Raw genomic sequence first — 18,239 nt, 5'->3', positions numbered from 1 at the left:
CGGTCCCGCGAGGTTTCGTCGCTCCTACGGCTGTGGCGCGGCCGCCAGGTGGGCGGCGATGACGGTGTTGGTGGAGAGGACGTGCTGGACGAGCTCGCGGAAGTCGTCCAGACGGGGGTGGCCGGCGGCTTCGTCGGTGGTGAGCCTGCGGCCGAACAGCGGCTCCGGGCCGAACGAGGCGGCCGCGGGCATGAGCTGGACCGCCGGGCCGGGCTGGCCGGGCGCCGGGCCGATGCGGCAGCCGAACGTGACGTGGTCGGAGTGGTCGTCGCGGTCCCAGGTGCCGAAGACGGCGTCGAGGAGGACGTCGTTGCCGTCGTGGTGGTGGCAGCTGGCGTAGAAGACGGCGTAGGGGGCGTCGTCGCGGTGGATGAAGCCGGTGATGCGGCGGAACGGCTGGGCGCAGTCGGGGCAGCTGTGCTCGGCGATCTGCAGGTTCGGCGCGGTCGTCAGCGTCATCGCGGCATCCTCCCATCACGACGTGAACGTCCGGCGTCGATGATGGACGCATGACGCAGGCGCCTCCGCTTCCTCCCTGGCCGAGCGAGCCTCCCTCGCACGGCCGCGTAGTCCTCCGCGAGGTGCGCGAGTCCGACGTCGCCATGGCGCGGGACCTGGCGACGGACCCGTACGTGCCCGAGATCGGCTCGCTTCCGGCGGGCGCCGATGACGACGAAGCCCTGGCGTGGGTGCACCGGCAGCGAGGCCGGCACGCGGAAGGGACGGGCTTTTCCTTCACGATCGCCGACGCGGCCACCGATGCGGCGGTCGGGCACTGCGGGCTCTGGCTCAAAGAGCTCGCGGACGGGCGAGGCACGGCCGGGTACGCGATCGCCCCGTCCGAGCGTGGCCGGGGGCTCGCCGCCGACGCCCTGGCCGCGCTCACCTCGTTCGGGTGGACGGTGCCGGGTCTCTTCCGGATCGCGTTGTACATCGAGCCGTGGAACGTCGGCTCCGTCCGGACCGCCGAACGGGCCGGCTACGGCCGCGAAGGGCTGTTGCGAAGTCACCAGCCGATCGCCGGCGAGCGCAGGGACATGCTGCTGTACGCGTCGGTGCGCCCCGGATGAGAGCGTGGAGCGGGTGACGGGAATCGAACCCGCATGACCAGCTTGGAAGGCTGGGGCTCTGCCATTGAGCTACACCCGCGCAGGGCGTTGAGCCCCGTGGGACAGAGTACCCTGTGATCTGGCCTAGACTTGTCCGGGCACCCGGGGCGTAGCGTAGTGGCTAGCGCGCCTGCTTTGGGAGCAGGAGATCGCAGGTTCGAGTCCTGTCGCCCCGACCAGCCCGCGTACGCAACCACCCAGCACGAACGGTTGCGTACGTGCCCGCACACCACCACACAGGAGACACGAAAGCGTGAAGAGCGTCGTCGAGACCCTCAACCCGACCAGGGTCCGGCTCGCGGTCGAGGTTCCCTTCGCCGAGCTTGAGTCGAACATCCAGTCCGCTTACAAGCGCATCGCCGCTCAGGTGACGGTGCCGGGCTTCCGCAAGGGCAAGGTCCCGCCGATGGTCATCGACCAGCGCATCGGGCGGCCGGTGGTGCTGGAGGAGGCCGTCAACGAGGCCATCCCGCAGATCTACCAGGACGCCATGCGCGAGAACGAGCTGACGCCGCTGGCGCAGCCCGAGATCGACTCGCCGTCGTTCGGCGAGGGCGAGGACCTCAAGTTCACCGCCGAGGTCACGGTCAAGCCGAAGATCGACCTGCCCGAGTGGGAGGGCCTGGAGGTCCAGGTCGACGACATCGAGGCGAGCGACGACGACATCAGCGAGCGGCTCGACGTGCTGCGGGCGCGGTTCGGCACGCTGGTGACGGTCGAGCGGGCGGCGGCGAACGACGACTTCGTCCAGATCGACCTCAACGCCACCAGCGATGGCGAGCCGGTCGAGGGCGGGCAGGCCAGTGGCGTCTCGTACCAGATCGGCCGCGGCGGCATGGTCGAGGGCCTGGACGAAGCCCTGGCCGGTCTGACGGCGGGCGAGACCAAGAGCTTCCGCACGACGCTCGTCGGCACGCACGAGGGCGAAGAGGTCGACGTCGAGGTGACGGTGAACGCCGTCAAGGAGCAGCAGCTGCCCGAGCTCGACGACGAGTTCGCCCAGCTGGCCAGCGAGTTCGACACCCTCGACGAGCTGCGCGACGACATCCGCCAGCAGGCGCTGAACAGCAAGCGCATCGAGCAGGCCATGTCGGCCCGCGACAAGGTGCTCGAGCAGCTCATCGGCAGCGCCGGCGACATCCCGCTGCCCGAGGAGCTCATCACCGCTCAGGTCGAGGAGCACCTCGCCGACGGCCACGGCGACGACGACCACCGGGCCGAGTTCGAGCAGAACCTGCGCGGCAACCTCACCCAGCAGTTCGTCCTCGACGAGCTGGTGAAGGCCGAGAGCATCGAGGTCTCGCAGGATGAGCTCAGCTCGTACATCATCCAGCAGGCCATGCGCTCGCGCATCGACCCGAACCAGCTCGCCCAGCAGCTGGTCGACCAGGGCAACCTGCCCGCCGTCGTCGCCGACGTGGCGCGCGGCAAGGCGCTGGCCCTGGCGGTCGAGAAGGCCAAGGTCACCGACGCCTCCGGCAACGCGGTCGAGCTGAACCGGCTGCGCGAGGACGGCACCCTGGCCGAGCCCGGCGAGGTCGAGGGCGTCGCCGCCCCGGCGGTCGACGGCTCGTTCGAGTTCGCCGAGCTGGACGGCGAGGCCGAAACCGCCGAGGCCGGCGAGGCCGAAACCGCCGAGGCCGCCGAAGCGGCGGACGACGCCGACGAGGCCGAGGCCGACGCCGACAAGAAGGCCTGACGGCCCGGATCCCAGCACGACCACGCGATCAGGTGACCACCCACGGGCTGGTCACCTGATCGCGTTTGCGCACCATATGGCCTCGCCGCGCACGCCGTCAGCGAACACCGGCCATGCGGCGGATGGTCGCCGCGGCCTTTGTGGTTACTGTCGTTGACACAACGAAGAAGTCACACACGAACCAACGGTCTCGACGACCAGTCAGCAAGCCCCAAGGAGATCACGGTGAGCACACGCCCCGAGACGTCGGGCCCGTCCCTGATTCAGGCCCACGCCCCCGCGCCCGGCATCGGTGGTGGTCTTGACGACCACATCTACAACCGGCTGCTGCGAGAGCGCATCATCTTCCTCGGCTCCGAGGTCCGCGACGAGAACGCCAACGCCATCTGCGCGCAGCTGCTGCTGCTGGCGGCCGAGGACCCCGACCGCGACATCAACCTGTACATCAACTCGCCGGGTGGCTCGGTGTCGGCCGGCATGGCCATCTACGACACCATGCAGTACGTCAAGCCCGACGTGGTGACGCTGGCGATGGGCTTCGCGGCCTCCATGGGCCAGTTCCTGCTGACGGCGGGGGCGCCGGGCAAGCGCTACGCGCTGCCGCACGCCCGCATTCTCATGCACCAGCCGTCCGGCGGCATGGGCGGGTCGGCCAGCGACATCCGCATCCAGGCCGAGGCCATGCTGCGCACCAAGCGCGAGATGGCCGAGCTGATCGCCCACCACACCGGCCAGCCGGTCGAGCGCATCGAGGCCGACTCCGACCGCGACCGCTACTTCACGCCGCAGGAGGCGCTCGAGTACGGCTTCGTCGACCACGTGGTCGCGAGCGCCTCGCAGGTCTCCGACGGCGGCGGCACGGCCTGACGCCGCCACCGCCAACGACACGAGCGAACAACAGAGGAGACCCAGTGAACTACTACATCCCGCAGTGGGAGGAGCGCACGTCCTACGGCTTCCGGCGGATCGACCCGTACGGCAAGCTGTTCGAGGAGCGCATCATCTTCCTCGGCACGCCCATCACCGACGACGTCGCGAACGCCGTCATGGCGCAGCTGATCTGCCTGGAGTCGATGGAGCCCGACCGCGACATCGAGATCTACATCAACTCGCCCGGTGGCTCGTTCACCGCGATGACGACCATCTACGACACCATGCAGTTCATCAAGCCGGACGTCCGGACGGTGTGCATGGGCCAGGCGGCGTCGGCGGCGGCCGTGCTGCTGGCGGCCGGCGCCCCCGGCAAGCGGCTGGCGGTGCCGAACGCGCGCATCCTCATCCACCAGCCCTACACCGAGGGCACCTACGGCCAGGCCAGCGACATCGAGATCCAGGCGAACGAGATCCTGCGCATGCGGGCGCTGCTGGAGAAGATGCTCTCCGACCACTCCGGCCGCAGCATCGACCAGGTGCGCACCGACATCGAGCGCGACAAGATCCTGACCACCCAGGAGGCCATCGACTACGGCCTCGTCGACAACTTCACCGCTTCCCGCAAGGCCAGCCTCGTCGGCTGACCTCGCACCATCGGGCCCGGCGCGCGACGCGCCGGGCCCGATCCGGTCTCCGGGTGCCCGTTTGTCCATCGGACGTTGTAACGTCGAAGGCACGCAGGGCTCGCGAGGGCCGGCAAGACGCTCGACGTCGAGGAAGGACGTACCGCGTGGCACGCATCGGCGACGCTGACCACCTGCTCAAGTGCTCGTTCTGCGGTAAGAGCCAGAAGCAGGTGAAGAAGCTCATCGCAGGCCCCGGCGTGTACATCTGCGACGAGTGCATCGATCTCTGCAACGAGATCATCGAGGAAGAGCTGAGCGAGACCGCCGAGGCGGGTGGCCTCTCCGAGCTGCCGAAGCCGCGCGAGATCTACGAGTTCCTCGAGCAGTACGTCATCGGCCAGGACGTCGCCAAGAAGGCGCTCTCCGTCGCCGTCTACAACCACTACAAGCGGGTCCAGGCGCGCCAGACCGCCGCCGCCCGCGGCCACGGCAAGGACGACACCGTCGAGCTGTCGAAGAGCAACATCCTGCTCATCGGCCCGACGGGGTGCGGCAAGACCTACCTCGCGCAGACGCTGGCGAAGATGCTGAACGTGCCGTTCGCCATCGCCGACGCTACCGCGCTGACGGAGGCCGGCTACGTCGGCGAGGACGTCGAGAACATCCTGCTGAAGCTGATCCAGGCCGCCGACTACGACGTCAAGAAGGCCGAGACCGGCATCATCTACATCGACGAGGTCGACAAGATCGCCCGCAAGAGCGAGAACCCGTCGATCACCCGCGACGTGTCCGGCGAGGGCGTGCAGCAGGCGCTGCTGAAGATCCTCGAGGGCACCACGGCCAGCGTCCCGCCGCAGGGCGGCCGCAAGCACCCGCACCAGGAGTTCATCCAGATCGACACCACGAACGTGCTGTTCATCGTGGGTGGCGCGTTCGCCGGTCTGGACGACATCATCCAGGGCCGCATCGGTAAGCGCGGGCTGGGCTTCGGCGCGCAGATCCAGTCCAAGTCCGAGCGCGAGGCGGTGAACACCTTCGGCGAGGTGATGCCGGAGGACCTCCTGAAGTTCGGGCTGATCCCGGAGTTCATCGGCCGGCTCCCGGTCATCACGACGGTGTCGCCGCTCGACCGCGCCGCGCTGATCCGCATCCTGTCCGAGCCGCGCAACGCGCTGGTGAAGCAGTACATGCGGCTGTTCGAGATCGACCACGTCGAGCTCGAGTTCACCGACGACGCGGTCGAGGCGGTGGCCGACCTCGCGCTGCTGCGCGGCACCGGCGCTCGCGGGCTGCGGGCGATCATCGAAGAGGTGCTGCTGCACGCCATGTACGAGGTGCCGTCGCGCGACGACGTCGCCCGTGTGGTCATCACCCGCGAGGTGGTCGACGCCAACGTGCTGCCCACCCTGGTGCCGCGAGAGGGCCCGCGCAAGCGCGAGCGCCGCGAGAAGTCCGCCTGACGTTTGGCCGATCCGACGAACACGGCGGCGCCGCTCTGCGGTTGAATCCGGGCATGAGCGAGACACTCGTCCTGCGTGGCGGCACCGTGTTCGACGGCCTGGGCTCGCCCGGCCTCCAGGCCGACGTGGTGGTGGCCGACGGCGTCGTGCGCGCGGTCGCGCCCGGTGCGGGCGCCGCCGAGACCGGCGCCCGCGTCCTCGACTGCACGGGCCTCCACGTCACACCGGGCTTCGTCGACGCCCACTCGCACAGCGACATGGTGCCGCTGATGGACGACCCGCAGCCGTTCAAGCTGCTGCAGGGCGTGACGACCGAGGTGGCTGGCAACTGCGGGTTCAGCTTCGCCCCGCTGGACGAGGCGTCGGCGGCCGTCGTGCGGGAGCTGTACGGCGAGCTCGGCTGCGACATCGCGCCGCCGCCCGGCTCGTTCGCCGACTTCCTCGACCTCGTCGAGCGGCACGGCCCCACCAACCACCTGGCCTACCTCGTCGGCCACCACACGCTGCGGCTCACCGCCAACGGCGCCGGCGACGAGTTGCGCCCGGGTGCCGTCGAGCAGATGCGGCGGCTGGCCGCCGAGGCGTTCGAGGCCGGCGCCGTCGGCTTCTCCACCGGGCTGATCTACCCGCCCGGCTGCTTCGCCGACCAGGCCGAGCTGGAGGCGATCGCCCAGGTCGCCGGCGCCTACGGCCGCACGTACGCCACCCACATGCGCGACGAGGGCCGCTTCGTCGAGGATGCCATCGACGAGGCGGTCGCGGTCGCGAAGGCCGGCGGCGTGCGGCTGCAGATCTCGCACTGCAAGGCGGCCGGGCGGGCCGCGCACGGCAAGGGCACCGCCCTGCTGGAACGCATCCAGGCGGCCCGGCTGGCCGGCGTCGACGCGATGGGCGACCAGTACCCGTACCTCGCCGGTGGGACAGTGCTGCTCGCGCTGCTGCCCAACCGCGCGGCCGAGGGCGGAGCGGCGGCCATGACTGCGCGGCTGGCCGACCCCGCGTACCGGGTCGGGCTGCGGGCCGACGCCGAGCGCGGCGAGCCCGGCGACGGCATGTGGGCGAACACGACGGCGGCGCAGGTCATCGTCACCGGTCATCGCGACGCCACCGTTGTCGGCCGCACCGTGGCCGACCTCGCGGCCCGGCGCGGCACCGACGGCTTCGACACCCTCTGCGACCTCGTCGGCGAGGACCCCGCCGCGATGATCGTCGTCGAGATGATGGCCGAGCCGGACGTGCGGACGATCATGGCCAGCCCGCTGGTCGGCATCGGCTCGGACAACGGCCCGCCCATGGGCCTCCAGCACCCGCGCACCTACGGCTGCTTCCCGCGGCTGCTGGGCACGTACGTCCGCGAGCAGAACGTGCTGACCTGGGAAGAGGCCATCCGCAAGGCGACGTCGCTGATCGCCCGCCAGTTCGGGCTGGCCGGCCGCGGCGTCCTGCTGCCGGGCGCGCACGCCGACGTCACCGTCTACGACCCGGAGCGCGTCGGCCACGCCGGCAGCTACACCGACCCGGACGTGACGCCGGACGGCGTCGAGACCGTCGTGCTGGGCGGCCGGGTGGTCGTCGACGGCGGCGGCTTCACCGGCGAGCGGGCCGGACGGGTGCTGCGCGCCTGAGCTTCGGTGCGGGACGACGACTTCCGCGTCCCGGGGTCGTCGGATCGGACAAAGACGTGACCCGGGTCACGGGGCCACGCTGTGCGGACCACCTGGGCCCCAGAAGGAGTCGTCATGCGCACACGCCGGAAGGTCACCGTCGTCGCGGCCCTCACCCTGATCCTCGCGGCCTGCGGCGGGGACGGCGGCGGGGACGGTCCCAGTGAGGCGGGCGGCGCCGCCGAACCCGTCGTGGACGGGACGTTCAACACGGCGGTCAGCGCGGACCCGGGCAACCTGCACCCGCATCTGACGGTGCTCGCGGCGACCCGCGCCATCGCCAACTACGTGTACGACCGGCTGGTCTACTTCACCGTCGACGGTGAGGAGCTGCCCTGGCTGGCGGAGTCGTGGGAGGTCACCCCGACGACCGTCACGTACACCCTGCGCGACGGCATCACCTGCTCCGACGGCACGCCGCTGACGGCGTCGGACGTGGCGGCGAACTTCGAGTTCGTGGTCGACGACGCCAACGTCTCCCCGGTGCGCGGCGTGCTCGTTCCGGCCGAGATGACCACGACAGCCGACGACGCCGCCCGCACCGTCACGATCACGGTGCCCGCGCCGGACCCGTTCCTGCTGCAGAGCACCGGCGATCTCTTCATCGCGTGCAAGGCCGGCCTGGACGACCCGTCGCTGCTGGAGGAGGCCGGCATCGGCACCGGCATGTTCGAGCTGACCGAGGTGGTCCGCGACGACCACTACACGTTCCAGCGCCGCGACGACTACGCGTGGGGGCCGGACGGCGCCACGGCGGACGAGCCGGGCACGCCGGCGACGGTGAACCTGCGGATCGTCGCGAACGAGTCGACGGCGGCGAACCTGCTGCTCTCCGGCGAGCTGAACGCCGTGTCCGTCGTCGGGCCGGACCGGCAGCGGCTGGAGCAGAGCTACGAGGAACTGACGATGCGGGCGGTCGTCGGAGAGCTGTTCCTCAACCAGGCCGCGGGCAACCCCGGCGCCGACGACGCCGTCCGGGCGGCGCTCGCCCAGGCGCTGGACTTCGACGAGCTGATGTCGGTCATCACCGGCGGCTACGGACAGCGCTCGGAGGCCCTGGCCATCATCGACCCGGTGGTCTGCAGCTACGACGCCGTCGACGGCAATCTGCCGGAGCACGACGCCGAGGCCGCCGCCGCGGCCCTCGACGATGCCGGGTGGACGGCCGGGTCGGACGGCGTGCGCGCCAAGGACGGCGCCCGGCTGGAGCTGGAGCTGATCTACAACAGCACCCGCGGCGACACCACGGCCGCCGCGGCCGAGCTGATCGCGTCGACGTGGACGGAGCTCGGCGTCGCCGTCACCACCCGCGGCCTGCCGCCGACGGAGTACAACGAGGTGGTCTTCGGCACCGGGTCGTGGGGCGCCGCGCTGCTGCCGGTCAACCTGCGACTGCCGAGCCAGATGGTGCCGTTCCTCTCCGGCCCGCCGCCGGCCGAGGGCGGCGTGAACCTCGCGTCGATCGACAACCCCGCCTACGCGGCCGCCGTCGCCGAGGCGATGACGCTGCCCGGCCAGGAGGGCTGCGACAAGTGGCAGGAGGCCGAGGAGGCGCTGTACGCCGAGAACGACGTGCTGATCTTCGCCGACGAGACCATCCCGCTGTTCCTCGACGGCGTCACGGCCGAGCGCGGCGGTGACGGCGTGATCCCGGCGACGCTCCGGCTGTCGGCCTCGTGACGGCTCCCGTCGCCGCGTCGCCCGCGCCCACGCGGACCCGGGTGTCCGCGTGGGCCGGCAACCCGTGGGCCGCCTTCCTGGTCCGCCGGCTGGGGCGGCTGCTGGTGTCGCTCGCGGTGCTGGTCACGCTGGCGTTCGGGATGATCCACCTGATCCCCGGCGACCCGGTCCGGGCGGCGCTCGGCGTGACGGCGCCGCCGGAGCTGGTGGACGCGCGGCGCGAGGCGCTCGGGCTGAACGACCCGCTCGGCACGCAGTTCGTGAACTACCTGCAAGCGCTGTTCTCCGGTGACCTCGGCATCTCGATGTCGTCCGGGGTTCCGGTGTCGGAGACGATCGGCCAGCGGCTGCCGGCCACCGCGAGCCTGGCGATCGCCGCGTTCGTCGTGGTGATGCTGATCGCGGTCCCGCTCGGGCTGGGCATGGCCGTGCTGACCCGGGGCGGCCGGCGCCGCGGCACCGAGCTCGGCTTCACCTCCACCAGCGCGATGGTCGCGGCGATCCCGGAGTTCCTGCTCGCCGTCGGGCTGGTGTTCGTGTTCGGCGTGTCGCTGGGCTGGTTCCCGGTGGCGGGACGCGGCGGTGCGTCGTCGTACGTGCTGCCGGTGCTGGCGCTGTCGCTCGGGCCGGCGCTGCTGCTGGCGCGCATGGTCCGGGTCGAGGCGCTGGCGGTGCTGGACGAGGACTTCGTCCGCACCGCCCGGGCCAAACGGCTGCCGCCGCTGCGGGTGTACCTGCGCCACGTCTTCCCGAACGCGCTCACCTCGACGCTCACCATCGGCGGCCTGCTGCTCAGCGGCATGATCGTCGGCACCGTGCTGGTCGAGAACGTGTTCGCCTGGCCGGGCATGGGCATGACGATCGTCTCCTCGATCCTGGCCAAGGACTACCCGGTCGTGCAGGGCATCGTCCTGGTCTACGGCGCCGCGGTACTGCTGGTGAACCTCGTCGTCGACGTGCTGCTGGCGGTCGCCGACCCGCGCTCGACCATCAGGGAGGGCTGATGGGACGCGAACAGTGGAAGGCGGCGCTGCGCAACCCGGTCGGTGCCGTCGCCGCGGGCCTGCTCGCGGCGCTGGCCGTGCTGGCCGTCGTCGCGCCGATGATCTGGGGCGACGCGGCCGAGGAGACCGACCCGGCGGCGCTGTCGCAGGGCTCGACGTCCGAGCACCCGCTGGGCACCGACGCCCTGGGCCGCGACATCCTGCTGCGGGTCCTGGTCGCGACGCGGTACTCGCTCGGCCTCGCGCTGCTGGCCACCGCGATCTGCGTCGTCGTCGGGGTGGTCCTGGGCGTGCTGCCGGCCGTGCTGGGACGGCGCACCGGCCGGTTGGTGACGGCGGCGGTGAACCTGGCCGTCGCGTTCCCCGGGCTGCTGCTGGCGCTGTTCTTCGCGGTGATCTTCGGGGTCGGCGCGCGCGGCGCCGTGCTGGCGATCGGGCTGGCCGGCGCGCCGTCGTTCGCCCGGCTGGTGCAGACGAACGTGGCCGCGGTGTCCGGACGGGACTACGTGGCGGCCGCGCGGGTGGCCGGGGTGGGCCGGTTCCGGCTGATCGCCCGGCACCTGCTGCCGAACGTCGGCGAGCCGCTGGTGGTGAACGCGACGGTGCTGGCCGGCGGCGCGCTGCTGGCCTTCGCCGGGCTGTCCTTCCTGGGCCTGGGCGTGCAGCCGCCGGCCTACGACTGGGGCCGGCTGCTCGGCGAGGGGCTGGACCGCATCTACATCAACCCGGCCGCGGCGCTGGCTCCCGGCGTCGCCGTCGTGGTCGCCGGGCTGGCGTTCACGTTGCTCGGCGAGTCGATCGCGCAGGTGGTCGGGGTGCGGGCGGTGCGCCGCCGGCGCGAGCCCGTGGCCGAGCCGGCGCCGGCCGTGGCCGCCGAGGCCGAGGCGGACGCCGTCCTCACCGCCGACGACCTGCGCGTGGGCTTCCCCGCGCCCGGCGGCGGCTGGACCCACCCCGTCGACGGCGTCGCCCTCACCGTCCGCCGCGGCGAGACCGTCGGCATCGTGGGGGAGTCCGGCTCCGGCAAGAGCCTCACCGCGCTCGCCGTCGCCCAGCTCGCCCCGGACGCCGCGCACGTCACGGCGGGACGGCTCGAGGTGGCCGGCGTCGCCCCGCTCGGCCGCACCGACGCCGAGGTCCGCGACCTGCTCGGCACGAAGGTCGCGATGGTCTTCCAGGACCCGATGACCTCGTTCAACCCGTCGATGCGGGTCGGGCGGCAGCTGGCCGAGGTGACGCTGGTGCACGAACGGCAGGGCAAGCGGGCCGCCCTGGCCCGTGCCGTCGACCGGCTGCGCACCGTGCGCGTCCCCGCGCCGGAGCGGCGGGCGCACCAGTACCCGCACGAGTTCTCCGGCGGCATGCGGCAGCGGGCGATGATCGCGATGGGCCTGATGAGCACGCCGGAGCTGATCATCGCCGACGAGCCGACCACCGCGCTCGACGTCACGGTGCAGCGGCAGGTGCTGCGGCTGCTCAAGGACGTGCAGGCCGAGACCGGCGCGGCCGTCGTGCTCATCTCGCACGACATCGCCGTCGTCGCGCAGCTGTGCGAGCGGGTCGTCGTCATGTACGCCGGCCGCGTGGTCGAGGAGTTGCCGGTCGACCGGCTCGGCGCGGCCGCGCACCCGTACACCCGCGCGCTGCTGGCGTCCGTCCCGGACCTCGCGACCGACCGCGACCGGCCGCTGGCCACCATCCCGGGCCGTCCGCCGGACCCGTCCGACCGGCCCGAGGGTTGCGCGTTCGCGCCGCGCTGCGCGTTCGCCGACGACGCCTGCCGGGTGCGGCCCGGCCTCGCCGCCGTCGCGCCGGACCAGCGGGCCGCCTGCTGGCACCCGCGTAGGCGGCCGCTGGACCTGACGCTGGACGCCGTCACGGGAGGCCAGGCATGAGGGAGCTGTCGTTCGAGGGCACGACGGTCCGGTTCGGGACCGGCCGCTCCGCGCTCACCGCCGTCGACGGAGTCGACCTCGTCGTGCCGCAGGGCCAGGTGGTCGGGCTGGTGGGCGAGTCCGGATCGGGCAAGTCGACGCTGGCCAAGGCCGCCGTGGGGCTGGTCCCGACGAGCGGCGGCGAGGTCCGGCTGGACGGCACGCCGCTGCGCACCCGCCGCGACCGGCGCAAGCTGCAGATGGTGTTCCAGGACCCGCACGCGTCGCTGGACCCGCGGATGACCATCGGCGAGACGATCGCCGAGGCGCTGCCCGGCCGGCGCCGCCGGGCCGCCCGCTCCGCCGAGGTGGCCCGGCTGCTGGAGCTGGTCGGCCTGGACCCGGCGCGGGCGCGGTCGCTGCCGTCGGGGATGTCCGGCGGGCAGCGGCAGCGGGTCGCGCTGGCCCGTGCGCTGGCCGCCGAGCCCGAGGTGGTGCTGGCCGACGAGATCACCTCCGCGCTGGACGTCTCGGTGCAGGGGTCGGTGCTCAACCTGGTCCGCGACCTGCAGCGCGAGCTCGGCCTGACCATCCTGTTCATCTCGCACAACCTGTCGGTGGTGCGCTACGTCAGCGATGTCATCGCGGTCATGTACCTGGGCCGCATCGTCGAGGCCGGCCCGGCCGACGCCGTGCTGTCGGCGCCGAAGCACCCCTACACCCGCACGCTGCTGGACGCCGCGCCGGCGTTCGGCGTCGCGCTGGACGACCCCGTCCCCGCCGACGACGACCGCCTGGACACCGAGGCGCCGTCGCCGCACGACCCGCCGCCGGGCTGCCGGTTCCACCGTCGCTGCCCGATCGGCCCGCTGACCCGGCCGGAGCGCACGATCTGCGCCGAGACCGACCCGCAGCCCGGCGCGGCGGACCGGCCGCACCGGGCCGCCTGCCATTTCGCCGCGGAGATCCTGGAGGTGCCGGCCCGATGACCCCTGACGATGTGCTCGCTCTGACCGTTCCCGCCGAGCCCGCGCTGTCGCCGGACGGCGCCCGGGTGGCGTACGTGCTGAAGGGCAGCGACGGCGAGGCGGACGAGAACGTCTCGTCGCTGTGGCTGGCCGAGGCCGGCGCCGAGCCGCGCCGGCTCACCCACGGGCGGGCCGACGCGTCGCCCGCGTGGTCGCCGGACGGCAGCAGGCTGGCCTTCCTGCGCGCCGCCGACGGCCCGCCGCAGCTGTGGCTGTTGCCGATGTCCGGCGGCGGCGAGCCGGTGGCGCTGACCGACCTGCCGAAGGGCGCCGGCGCGCCGGTGTGGAGCCCGGACGGCGCGCGCATCGCGTTCGCCGCCGCCGTCGACACCACGGGCCAGCAGGACACCGACCCGATCGTGATCGACCGGCTGCGCTACAAGGCCGACGGCGCGGGGCTGCTGCGCGGCCTGCGCCAGCACGCGCACGTGGTGGACGTCGCGACCGGCGAGGTCACCCAGCTGACCGACGGCGACTGGAGCTGCGGCTCGCCCGCGTGGTCGCCGGACGGCACCCGGCTGGCGTTCCCGGCGACGACCGCGGCGGACGCCGACCTCACCATGGAGTCGTCGGTCTACGTGCTGGCGGCGGACGGCGGGCCGCTGGGCGAGCCCGCCGGCGAGCTGCGCGCCGCCGGCCCGGTGACGTGGACCCGGGACGGCGGCGCGCTGCTGGTCGTCGGTCAGCGCGAGCCGGCGGTCGCGCACCAGCGGCTGTTCCGGGTGCCGCTGGACGGCGGCCCGGCCGTCGACCTCACCGCGGACCTGGACCGCAACGTCATGGCCGGCGGGCCCGGGTACCCCGGCGGGCTGCCGCAGCTCGCGGGCGCCGGTGACACCGTCGTGTTCTGTGCCCGCGACCGCGGCTGCACCCATGTGTACGCCGTGGACGACGGCCCGGTGCGGCCGCTGCTCGGCGGCGCCGGCCGGGTGGTGTCCGGGCTGTCCGTCGCCGGTGACCGCGCCGCCGTCGTCGTCGCCGGGCACGGCTCGTACGGCGAGGTGGTGCTCGTCGACGTCGGCACCGGCGCCGAGACGACGCTGACCGCGCACTCGCCCGCGGACCTGGACCTGCCGGTCGCCGAGGAGCGGGTGTTCACCATCTCCGACGGCACCGAGGTGCACGGCTGGCTGCACCGCCCGGCCGGGACCGGCGCCACGCCGCTGTTGCTGGACATCCACGGCGGCCCGCACAACGCGTGGAGCCCGGTGCCCGACGTCGGCCACTCCTACCACCAGCTGCTGGTACAGCAGGGGTGGTCGGTGTTGCTGCTCAACCCGCGGGCCAGCGACGGGTACGGCGAGGCGTTCTTCTCCGCCGCCGCGGGGCAGTGGGGCCGGGCCGACGAGCGCGACTTCCTGGAGCCGCTGGACCAGCTGGTCGCCGAGGGCGTCGCCGACCCGGACCGGCTGGCCGTCACCGGGTACAGCTACGGCGGCTACATGACCTGCTGGCTGACCGGGCGCACCGACCGGTTCGCCGCCGCGATCCCGGGCGGCTCGCTGACCGACATCACCAGCTTCGCCGGCAGCTCCGACGCCGGGCACTACCTGGCCGCGTTCGAGACCGCCGTCCCGTTCGCCGACCCCGAGGGCGCCGCCGCGCAGTCGCCGTACACGAACGTCGCGAACGTGACGACGCCGACGCTGCTGCTGCACGGCCTGAACGACGACCGCTGCCCGCCGGAGCAGGCCGAGCAGTGGTTCGCCGCGCTTCGCGCCCGCGGCGTCGCCGCCCAGCTGGTGCTCTACCCGGGCGCGTCGCACCTGTTCATCCTGGCCGGGCGCCCGTCGCACCGGCTCGACTACGCCCGCCGCATCGTCGACTGGGTCACGCAGCACACCTCGAAGAAGGAGAGCCCGATGACCACCACCACACCCTCCCTGGACGCCGCGCACTGGCAGCAGCGCCTGAACGAACTGGCCGAGAAGTACCGCGTCCCCGGCGCCACGCTGGGCATCGCCCGCGGCGACGAGACCCTGGAGCTGGCCTTCGGCGTCACCAACGTCGACACCGGCGTCGAGGTCACCACCGACACGCTGTTCCAGATCGGCTCGATCACCAAGGTGTGGACGGCGACGGTCGTCATGGCGCTGGCCGACGCCGGGAAGCTGGACCTCGACGAGCCGGTCGTCACGTACCTGCCGGAGCTGAAGCTGGCCGACGACGACGCCACCGCCCGCGTCACCATGCGGCACCTGCTGACGCATACCAGCGGCATCGACGGCGACTTCTTCCTCGACACCGGCCGCGGCGACGACTGCCTCGAGAAGTACGTCGCGGCGCTGGCCGGGCTGCCGCTCAACCACCCGCTCGGCGCCACGTGGTCGTACTGCAACTCCGGGTTCACCACCGCCGGCCGGGTGATCGAGAAGCTCACCGGGCAGACCTGGGACGCCGCGATGCGCGAGCTGCTGTACACGCCGCTCGGGCTGACCCATACGGTGACGCTGCCCGACGACGCGCTGCTCTACCGGACCGCCGTCGGCCACGTGCACGAGGAGGACGAGCCGTACCGCCGCGCGCCGGTCTGGGTGCTGCCGCGCTCGGCCGGTCCGGCCGGGCTGATCGCCGCCACCGTCGCCGACGTGCTCGCGTTCGCCCGCATGCACCTGGCCGGCGGGGTGGCCGCCGACGGCACCCGCGTGCTCGCCGAGGGCACCGCCGCCGCCATGCGCGAGGAGCAGGTCCGGCTGCCCGACCCGTACACGCTGGCCGACTCGTGGGGGCTCGGCTGGTTCCGGCTGGACTGGAACGGCACCCGGCTGTTCGGCCACGACGGCAACACCATCGGGCAGTCCGCGTTCCTGCGGGTGCTGCCCGACCAGGAGGTCGCCGTCACGCTGCTCACCAACGGCGGGCACACCCGCGACCTGTACGAGACGCTGATCCGGGAGATCTGCCGCGACGTCGCCGGCGTCGAGATGACCACCCCGCTGGAGCCGCCGGCCGAGCCGGTCGACGTCGACGTCACGCCGCACGTGGGCACCTACGAGCGCACCAGCATGCGGCTGGACGTCTGGGAGGCCGAGACCGGGCCGAAGCTGCGGCTGACGTCGACCAGCGAGCTGGCCGGCCTGGACGACGAGCCCAAGGAGCTGGACCTCGTGCCCGTGCGCGACGGCCTGTACGTGACCCGGCTGCCCGGCAACGAGACCTGGATGCCGGTGACGTTCTACCAGCTCGCCGACGGGACGCCCTACATGCACCTCGGGGTCCGCGCGACGCCGAAGGTCTCCTGACGTCGTGGGGGAGGTCGAGGGGGAGCTGAGCGACGCGTTCGCGGCGGCCGGCGTGACCGGGTTCCTACACGCGGCCGACGTCGGCTCCGGCGCCGAGGTGGGCGTCGAGCCGGACGCGCCGGTCGTCACCGCGAGCGTGTTCAAGATCCCGGTGCTGGTGGAGCTGTGCCGCCAGTTCGCGACGGGTGAGCGGGCGCCCGCCGACCGGCTGCGGGTGCCGGCCGGCGGGCGCACGCTCGGCCCGACCGGGCTGTCGGTGATGCTGGACGACGCGGACCTGTCGCTGCGCGACGTCGCGTACCTGATGATGAGCGTCAGCGACAACCACGCGACGGACGCGCTGATGGCGCTGCTCGGGCGCGAGAAGATCAACGCCGGCATGGCCGCGCTCGGGCTGACCGGGACGGTGCTGGAGGAGGACTGCGCCGGGCTGTTCCGGATCATCGAGTCCGACGGACTCGACGCCGTCCTGGACGCCAGGACGACCAACCGCAGCACGCCGCGCGAGACCACGACGCTGCTGCGGCGCGTCTGGACCGCCGACGGGCTGCCGGAGGCCGCCTGCGACGAGATCCGCCGGATCCTGGCACTTCAGGTGTGGCCACACCGGCTCACCTCGGGTTTTCCGGACGATGATGTACGGGTGAGCGGCAAGACCGGCACGTTGTCGCACGTGCGCAACGAGGTGGGCGTCGTCGAGTACCCCGACGGCGGCACGTACGCGGTCGCGGTGTTCCTGCGGCTGCCCGGGCCCGAGTTCCGCAACCCGGCCGCCGACGCCGTCATCGGCACGGCCGCGCGGATCGCCGTCGACCACCTCCGGGCGGCCGCATGAGCAGCGTCGCCGCGATGACCGAGGACCTGCGCACGCTGGTCGAGTGCGAGTCGCCGTCGTCGTCCCTGGCCGCCGTCGCGGCGTCGGCCGAGGTCGTCGCCGCGCTGGGGGCGCGCCTCACCGGCGCCGAGCCGGAGCGGCTGGTCGTCGACGGGCGCACCCATCTGCGCTGGCGGTTCGGGCCGCCCGGCGTGCTGCTGCTCGGCCACCACGACACCGTCTGGCCGGTCGGCTCGCTGATCGAGCACCCGTGGCGGGTCGTCGACGGCCGGGCGTACGGCCCCGGCTGCTTCGACATGAAGGCCGGGCTGGTGCAGCTGTTCCATGCCCTCGCCGGGCTGTCGTCGCTGGACGGCATCACCGTGCTGGTCACCGGCGACGAAGAGCTGGGCGCGCTGACGTCACGGCCGCTGCTGCACGAGGAGGCGGCCCGGGCGTCGGCCGCGTTCGTCCTCGAGGCCTCGGCCGACGGCGGCGCGCTGAAGACCGCGCGCAAGGGCGTCGCCTGGTACGAGGTGAAGGTCACCGGGCGGGCGGCGCACGCCGGGCTGGAGCCGTGGAACGGGGTGAACGCGGCGGTCGAGCTGGCGCACCAGATCCACGCCATCGCCGCGCTGGACCGCGGGCCCGCCGGCGCCACCGTCACCCCCACCTTGACCACGGCCGGCACCACGGCGAACACCGTCCCGGCGGCGGCCACGGTGCACGTCGACGCCCGGGTGCCGACGGCGGCCGAGGCGCGCCGGGTCGACGACGGGCTGGCCGCGTTGCGTCCGGTGCTGGACGGCGCGCGGGTCGAGGTGGTGCCCGGGCCGCGGCACCCGCCGTTCGAGCCGTCGTCGTCGGCGTCGCTGTTCGCGCTGGCCCGCTCGGTGGCGGACCGGCTCGGGCTGGGGCCGCTGGCGTCGGCACACGTGGGCGGCGCGTCCGACGGCAACATCGTCGCCGGCGACGGCACGCCGACGCTGGACGGACTGGGCGCGGTCGGGGCCGGGGCGCACGCGCCGGGCGAGTACGTCCTCGTCGACGAGCTGCCGCGGCGGGCCGCGCTGCTGGCCGGGCTGGTCGACGAGGTGCGCTCGTCGAGCTGGACGAACGCGGCCGCCGCGGATCGGGCCGGACGACCATGACCGGCGTGCCGGAGC

Annotated in this window: 14 protein-coding genes and 2 tRNA genes; 14 read left to right on the top strand and 2 right to left on the bottom strand. The window is 73.0% G+C overall.

The window, feature by feature from the left end:
- Window positions 1-24: 24 nt before the first annotated feature.
- Window positions 25-459, bottom strand: a complete 435-nt coding sequence (locus BLU82_RS21300; protein WP_092623073.1) for a hypothetical protein — start codon at window positions 457-459, stop codon at window positions 25-27.
- A gap of 50 nt (window positions 460-509) precedes the next feature.
- Between BLU82_RS21300 and BLU82_RS21295 the strand changes: the two genes are divergently transcribed.
- Complete coding sequence (locus BLU82_RS21295) at window positions 510-1,070, top strand: GNAT family N-acetyltransferase (protein WP_092623072.1); 561 nt, start codon at window positions 510-512, stop codon at window positions 1,068-1,070.
- Window positions 1,071-1,075: 5 nt separating this feature from the next.
- Here BLU82_RS21295 and BLU82_RS21290 read toward each other — a convergent pair.
- Window positions 1,076-1,149, bottom strand: a tRNA-Gly gene (locus BLU82_RS21290).
- A gap of 63 nt (window positions 1,150-1,212) precedes the next feature.
- On the opposite strand from BLU82_RS21290, the gene BLU82_RS21285 reads away from it, so the two are divergent.
- The 13 genes from BLU82_RS21285 to BLU82_RS21225 all read left to right on the top strand — a co-directional run bounded on the left by BLU82_RS21285 (window position 1,213) and on the right by BLU82_RS21225 (window position 18,224).
- Window positions 1,213-1,288: transfer RNA gene (locus BLU82_RS21285), tRNA-Pro, on the top strand.
- Between the two features lie 74 nt (window positions 1,289-1,362).
- The gene (gene tig, locus BLU82_RS21280) at window positions 1,363-2,808 is read left to right on the top strand and encodes a trigger factor (RefSeq protein ID WP_092623071.1); all 1,446 of its coding nucleotides are present in this window, start codon (window positions 1,363-1,365) and stop codon (window positions 2,806-2,808) included.
- 258 nt (window positions 2,809-3,066) lie between these two features.
- Window positions 3,067-3,675, top strand: a complete 609-nt coding sequence (locus BLU82_RS21275; protein WP_172885790.1) for an ATP-dependent Clp protease proteolytic subunit — start codon at window positions 3,067-3,069, stop codon at window positions 3,673-3,675.
- Window positions 3,672-4,325, top strand: coding sequence for an ATP-dependent Clp protease proteolytic subunit (locus BLU82_RS21270; RefSeq protein ID WP_370246327.1), 654 nt, complete (start codon window positions 3,672-3,674; stop codon window positions 4,323-4,325). Before BLU82_RS21275 ends, BLU82_RS21270 begins: the two co-directional genes overlap by 4 nt.
- Before the next feature lie 146 nt (window positions 4,326-4,471).
- Complete coding sequence (clpX, locus tag BLU82_RS21265) at window positions 4,472-5,767, top strand: ATP-dependent Clp protease ATP-binding subunit ClpX (protein WP_074946843.1); 1,296 nt, start codon at window positions 4,472-4,474, stop codon at window positions 5,765-5,767.
- A 53-nt stretch (window positions 5,768-5,820) separates the two neighbouring features.
- The gene (locus tag BLU82_RS21260; RefSeq protein ID WP_092623069.1) at window positions 5,821-7,392 is read left to right on the top strand and encodes an amidohydrolase family protein; all 1,572 of its coding nucleotides are present in this window, start codon (window positions 5,821-5,823) and stop codon (window positions 7,390-7,392) included.
- Window positions 7,393-7,506: 114 nt separating this feature from the next.
- On the top strand, window positions 7,507-9,111 hold the full coding sequence (locus BLU82_RS21255) for an ABC transporter substrate-binding protein (RefSeq protein ID WP_092623068.1): 1,605 nt from the start codon (window positions 7,507-7,509) through the stop codon (window positions 9,109-9,111).
- Window positions 9,108-10,115: an ABC transporter permease gene (locus tag BLU82_RS21250; RefSeq protein WP_197682373.1), complete on the top strand. Its 1,008-nt coding sequence runs from the start codon at window positions 9,108-9,110 to the stop codon at window positions 10,113-10,115. The genes BLU82_RS21255 and BLU82_RS21250 overlap by 4 nt, the downstream gene beginning before the upstream one ends.
- Window positions 10,115-12,010, top strand: coding sequence for a dipeptide/oligopeptide/nickel ABC transporter permease/ATP-binding protein (locus BLU82_RS21245; protein ID WP_092623067.1), 1,896 nt, complete (start codon window positions 10,115-10,117; stop codon window positions 12,008-12,010). Before BLU82_RS21250 ends, BLU82_RS21245 begins: the two co-directional genes overlap by 1 nt.
- Window positions 12,007-12,978: an ABC transporter ATP-binding protein gene (locus BLU82_RS21240; RefSeq protein WP_092623066.1), complete on the top strand. Its 972-nt coding sequence runs from the start codon at window positions 12,007-12,009 to the stop codon at window positions 12,976-12,978. The genes BLU82_RS21245 and BLU82_RS21240 overlap by 4 nt, the downstream gene beginning before the upstream one ends.
- Window positions 12,975-16,259 carry an LpqB family beta-propeller domain-containing protein gene (locus BLU82_RS21235; RefSeq protein ID WP_092623065.1) on the top strand — a complete coding sequence of 1,095 codons (3,285 nt, stop codon included), beginning with the start codon at window positions 12,975-12,977 and terminating at the stop codon, window positions 16,257-16,259. The genes BLU82_RS21240 and BLU82_RS21235 overlap by 4 nt, the downstream gene beginning before the upstream one ends.
- A gap of 4 nt (window positions 16,260-16,263) precedes the next feature.
- Complete coding sequence (locus tag BLU82_RS21230; protein WP_197682372.1) at window positions 16,264-17,094, top strand: serine hydrolase; 831 nt, start codon at window positions 16,264-16,266, stop codon at window positions 17,092-17,094.
- Window positions 17,091-18,224: a M20/M25/M40 family metallo-hydrolase gene (locus tag BLU82_RS21225; protein ID WP_092623064.1), complete on the top strand. Its 1,134-nt coding sequence runs from the start codon at window positions 17,091-17,093 to the stop codon at window positions 18,222-18,224. Before BLU82_RS21230 ends, BLU82_RS21225 begins: the two co-directional genes overlap by 4 nt.
- Window positions 18,225-18,239 lie beyond the last annotated feature (15 nt).

The organism is Jiangella sp. DSM 45060 (assembly GCF_900105175.1).
Taxonomy (GTDB): Bacteria; Actinomycetota; Actinomycetes; order Jiangellales; family Jiangellaceae; genus Jiangella.
This window is presented reverse-complemented; position numbering and strand designations above follow the sequence as displayed.

Excerpts from the sequence above, each read along its gene's own strand:
- BLU82_RS21300 (WP_092623073.1), bottom strand. The coding sequence starts at position 459 with ATGACGCTGACGACCGCGCCGAACCTGCAGATCGCCGAGCACAGCTGC.
- BLU82_RS21295 (WP_092623072.1), top strand. The coding sequence starts at position 510 with ATGACGCAGGCGCCTCCGCTTCCTCCCTGGCCGAGCGAGCCTCCCTCG.
- BLU82_RS21260 (WP_092623069.1), top strand. The coding sequence starts at position 5,821 with ATGAGCGAGACACTCGTCCTGCGTGGCGGCACCGTGTTCGACGGCCTG.
- BLU82_RS21255 (WP_092623068.1), top strand. The coding sequence starts at position 7,507 with ATGCGCACACGCCGGAAGGTCACCGTCGTCGCGGCCCTCACCCTGATC.
- BLU82_RS21245 (WP_092623067.1), top strand. The coding sequence starts at position 10,115 with ATGGGACGCGAACAGTGGAAGGCGGCGCTGCGCAACCCGGTCGGTGCC.
- BLU82_RS21240 (WP_092623066.1), top strand. The coding sequence starts at position 12,007 with ATGAGGGAGCTGTCGTTCGAGGGCACGACGGTCCGGTTCGGGACCGGC.
- BLU82_RS21235 (WP_092623065.1), top strand. The coding sequence starts at position 12,975 with ATGACCCCTGACGATGTGCTCGCTCTGACCGTTCCCGCCGAGCCCGCG.
- BLU82_RS21225 (WP_092623064.1), top strand. The coding sequence starts at position 17,091 with ATGAGCAGCGTCGCCGCGATGACCGAGGACCTGCGCACGCTGGTCGAG.